This window comes from Candidatus Jordarchaeum sp. (genome assembly GCF_052745115.1).
In genome coordinates this window covers 1-4,353 of the sequence record NZ_JBRAKS010000315.1, presented here as the reverse complement: position 1 = coordinate 4,353, position 4,353 = coordinate 1, and the positions used below count along the sequence as shown (strand labels likewise).

Sequence of the window (4,353 nt, the reverse complement as noted above, 5' to 3'; positions counted from 1 at the left end):
AATCGGGGAGGAACTTTACTTCAACGTTAGATTCACCTATCCCACCGAATCTAACGCCTGGATTGTGGCGGCACTTGCAAGTATGATCGGTGGCGTCTCGTATGGGGACATATTAGATGTGCTGTTTCCTGCAGTAGTAGGCTATTTAGTTGGAGGTATATGTGGAGCATTGGTAGGAGTATTTGTTGGTATTGGACTCGTTATAGTCAATGCTCAGGAGGCTGAGTATCTTCGCGACCGGACAGTTTATGCTTGGGGGATGTCTGCTTATGAAAATTGGGGTATACAGTCTCAACTTCATGTGCATTACATCTATCCTTGGACTATATATGCGTGGCTCCCCTCTTATTTCATGATTGGCTATGTTCTTTACAATGGTGCCTATGTTCAAGGATTGCCCAATCCCTATACTCAGAACGCTCCCTTAATCGCTGTGGGTGGTTTAGTGGCCTACGTGATTGCTTTGGCTTGGCAACTTGATAATCTAAGAAGCAATTTGTTGCTTTGGGGCGCAACCCTTGGGTTTAATCGCATGGTGTGGATGGGCACGTGGCCAACAGAATAATATTTATCTTTGTGAGGACAAGAAAAAATTGAGAGGTGTTAATGAATATGAGAACGAAAAACGTAGCTCGCCTCCTACTTTTTTTACTTATTTTAGGTTTGGTGTTGATCCTTATTTACCACTTTTATTGGATGGTAACTGTGCCGGACTCGCTATTGCCTTACTATTGGTTGCCTCATAAGCAGTATTTGGTGGCGGCTTATGACTTATATCTTCGCTACCAGTACTCTATGATGGCTCGGCCTGTTCCCCTCAGCCTTTCCATTCTTGTGTTTACACTCGCTATGTTCACACGAATTTTTAAGATTCTGTCTAAGAATTTTGAGAGCTTTGACGAGGCGTGGGGAGCCTTTAAAGCTTTTACTCGGGAATGTTACAAGAAAAACAGGTTAATGCTATCTGCCCTACTAGCCCCTCCTCTGCTGGGGGCATCAATCGGCACATTTTACTTGCTTGCCCTTCCGTATGGTCCCCGCCTCATGGGTTTCTTCCTCCACTGCGCCATCAACTACTTCCTCTACTCTTCGCCTCTGCTTGTCAACCTCGAAATTCTAATAATCCTAATCATAATGCATTATACTCAAACCGGGCTTATAAACGCTATTTACGGCATACTTTTCATTGTTCTGCTTATAGCGTTAATTAGCTGGCGCTACGACTCATCCTTTTGGAATAGGCTGAAGTCTCTGTCTCCCGAGAGCTTCAAGCCCTCTACTTAGAGTACCCTTAACTCCCTCCTTTTTTTGAAGACCCACTTTATTAGAAGGTGTAGCGTGGTATCTACTTTACGTATGGTCTTTCCTCTCACAAAATATTAAACTCGTTAAATTACCTTTTGGAATAGCAAGTATTTCTACTTTGTCTATCTCCGATTCAATTAGAATTGCAGCTGGGCTTGTTCTTACTGCTATTGAATATATAGTAGGACAAATTGGGACAATGAAAGAAAAAAATATTATGACAGCCTGCCTCGCTGTGATACAATATAACGGAGAGTGGGGATTCAGAACACTTGAGAGACTGCATTATTCCATCTATAGCCAATCGTGGTGGGATCTCGTACCAACGGTTACATACTATCTTATAAACAAGAATGGTGTCACAGGGCAGGTTTGGCCCTATGGACCCGCTGCAGTAATTAACGGATGGGCAGCAGCAAATATGGCCTACTTCTACAGTACCTTCATTGGAGTGTTCGGTAATGGCAATTGAGTGCAATTGGGTACATACATCCCACTAATTACACTCACTACCATTGACCAACAAGAAATATATGAACAATTAAGTCTAGCTTCTGACAGCGCAACTATACTTGGTATAATACAGGACATAATCATTATCATATTAGGGTTTCTGTGATACCTTTAAACTTCGGCTTAAAAAGGACTATGGAGGTATTAAAGGACTTTCACAATACATTTCATTTATTTTTTAAAACTGATGGTTATGAAGGGGTCGATTTTAACTCAAAAAGGAGTATTCATAGGGCTTTTTTCCCGATTTAGGGTTGTCAACAGTAGAAAGATGAAGTCGCAACTGTTAATGACTTTAGTAAATAATATTTAGTATGGTTGTTTGGCTCAATGCTTTTTTCCTATAATTGTGTACATTACTCCTACCCTCGCATCTTAAATGAAGTGCTCTTTCTCCAATAGTTGTTTTACCTCGCTTAAGGAGTGCCACTTGTGTGTACTAAAATGTCCCCTTGCAGATTTTAACCCCTCTCTAAGGGCAAATCGAACGAAATGAAATTTAACTTGATTCTCCAATTTGGTGCTTCTTTGTTGGAATCTCTTCCTACGAGGAGCCCCTGTCTCTTTAGTATCCGGTGTATCTCCCTGATGCTTTTTCCCAAATTTTTCCACTCGTACAAGCTGTCTAAAGTCACAATAACGTCTACGCTTTCATCGGGTAGAGGAATATTCTCGGCGGATCCAATTTTACAACAAAATTCTTGGAAACTAATTCTGAAGACTTAATTTAAGAAGGAAGTCACCCTCTCCAAAAAAGGGATAAAAACAAAACTGGTGATTGCCCTTTCCAATTTGCTTAAACTACTTTTTGGAACTGTACTTTTCCTGAGCGATTAGAGCTGCTCCAAGGGCTCCGATGACTTGGGGGTCTAGTGGCAGTTTTTTAATTTCTACCCCTAGTTTCTTTTTTATGGCCTCAATCACACCACTGTTTTTGGCAACACCTCCAGTTACAGTGACATCTTCTTTTAGACCCACTTTGTGGACTAGGGAAGCGATTCTGCTAGCTATGGACTCGTGTATTCCCCCTATTATGTCTACCACTTCTACTCCCTGTGCGATGAGGCTGATGACCTCTGTTTCGGCAAAAACGCTGCATTGACTGGTTATCTGGGCCGGGTTAACAGATTTTTTAGAAAGTTCCCCCAGGTCATCAAGCTTTACTTCCATTGCTTTAGCCATGACTTCTAAAAATCTTCCGGTTCCAGCGGCGCATTTATCGTTCATTGCGAAGTCCAGAATTCTCCCATCATCATCCAGTCTAATCACCTTGCAGTCCTGTCCGCCCACATCTATTACGGTTCTGATAGAAGGAATCAGCCAGTGTGAGCCTTTACCGTGGCAACTGAGTTCCGAAACGTTTAGGTCGGCAAATGAAACCTTCATCCTACCATAGCCGGTACCGACAATGTATTCTATATCTCCAGATTTTAATCCCACATTTTCTAGGGCTGTGTCCATAGCGTTCCGTGAGGTTTTTTCGGGCTTAATGGTTGAGGGAACTATGCTATAGGCGAGTATTTTGCTGTCTTTCATGATTAGTGCTTTACCGGTTAGAGAGCCGATGGCGCATCCTGCAACTATCATTCGTTACACCAGGCTTTCACATTATGGTTGTGAAGAATTGTTCGAGCCGGGCTTCAATGGTTCCCCGGGGTACCGGTCGGGAGTCCATAGTATCTACCTCAAAGGCCAGGGTGGGAATCCCAACTTCTTCCCGCAGCGATTCCGCTAAGAGCTTTATTAGACCCCAGCTGTGCTTACAGGCCATGTGCCCCGAGAAAATGGCGCAGTCCGCGCTGTACTCTCTGCACATCTTCACATAATCGTCTATGTAGTATTCTGCGGGGCCTCGGCACTGCCGTGCCATAGGCATGTCCAGAATCTTTTCCGCTAAGCCCTCAAATATTTTATCGGTGCTGGAGGTGTTTATGGGCTTGGTGATAAAGTAGCCCAGCATATCCATAACCACCACTGCCCCAAACTTTTCAGCCATCCAGTTAAACAGGTCCGGTGAGAAGAAAACATGTGTGTACAACCATACCGCCCTAATTTTTTCTCCGGGGATTACTCCCTCCTTTCTCTTCACCTTTTCCGCTGCCTGATTCCTCATTGCTTTAGCGTATTCCACACATTCAGGCATTCCAGCTGTGGTTAGTTCTACTATATAATTGTTGAAGGGCGTCAGACTGGGTAGAGGACAGGGAATTGCCTTCATCAATTCATTAAATTCGAGAATGTTCTCCTGCGTCTCGTTTGATAGTTCTACCACTTTTCTGAGCTTTTCCGAATCCATTTCCTGACCAGTCTGTTTCTCAAGCCACTTTACCATATTCTTCAATTGATTTGTAAGGTAGGGTAAGGTTTTCTGGTCATAAAATTCTGATTGAGGATCGTAATGCCAGTAGGGAACATCGATGGGAAAAGACGGTACTTTAAACAGGTTTTCGTATATCTGGTACTCAATATTGAGCGAATCACATGGCTGAGCCGCGTAAATAATATAGTCCGGTTGAGGAGCATCCCCCTTAAGAT

General features: G+C 43.1%; 6 protein-coding genes. 3 read left to right on the top strand and 3 right to left on the bottom strand.

Going from position 1 to position 4,353, the window contains the following annotated elements:
• From ACUVXA_RS16855 to ACUVXA_RS16845, 3 genes are all read left to right on the top strand, one after another.
• The coding region (locus tag ACUVXA_RS16855; protein ID WP_445872451.1) for a hypothetical protein at window positions 1-565 on the top strand (565 nt) is incomplete at its 5' end.
• A 140-nt stretch (window positions 566-705) separates the two neighbouring features.
• Window positions 706-1,284, top strand: coding sequence for a hypothetical protein (locus tag ACUVXA_RS16850; protein ID WP_445872450.1), 579 nt, complete (start codon window positions 706-708; stop codon window positions 1,282-1,284).
• 139 nt (window positions 1,285-1,423) lie between these two features.
• Window positions 1,424-1,777, top strand: a complete 354-nt coding sequence (locus ACUVXA_RS16845) for a hypothetical protein (RefSeq protein ID WP_445872449.1) — start codon at window positions 1,424-1,426, stop codon at window positions 1,775-1,777.
• 502 nt (window positions 1,778-2,279) lie between these two features.
• Here the strand turns inward: ACUVXA_RS16845 and ACUVXA_RS16840 are convergent.
• The 3 genes from ACUVXA_RS16840 to ACUVXA_RS16830 form a co-directional block, all read right to left on the bottom strand.
• A complete protein-coding gene (locus tag ACUVXA_RS16840) occupies window positions 2,280-2,504 on the bottom strand; it encodes a class I SAM-dependent methyltransferase (protein ID WP_445872452.1) in 225 nt (74 codons plus the stop codon).
• A gap of 115 nt (window positions 2,505-2,619) precedes the next feature.
• On the bottom strand, window positions 2,620-3,405 hold the full coding sequence (locus tag ACUVXA_RS16835) for an acyl-CoA dehydratase activase (RefSeq protein WP_445872448.1): 786 nt from the start codon (window positions 3,403-3,405) through the stop codon (window positions 2,620-2,622).
• Window positions 3,406-3,421: 16 nt separating this feature from the next.
• A partial coding sequence (locus ACUVXA_RS16830) for a 2-hydroxyacyl-CoA dehydratase subunit D (RefSeq protein ID WP_445872447.1) occupies window positions 3,422-4,353 on the bottom strand: 932 nt, incomplete at its 5' end.

Coding starts and splice junctions, on each gene's coding strand:
- ACUVXA_RS16835 (WP_445872448.1), bottom strand. CDS start 3,405: ATGATAGTTGCAGGATGCGCCATCGGCTCTCTAACCGGTAAAGCACTA.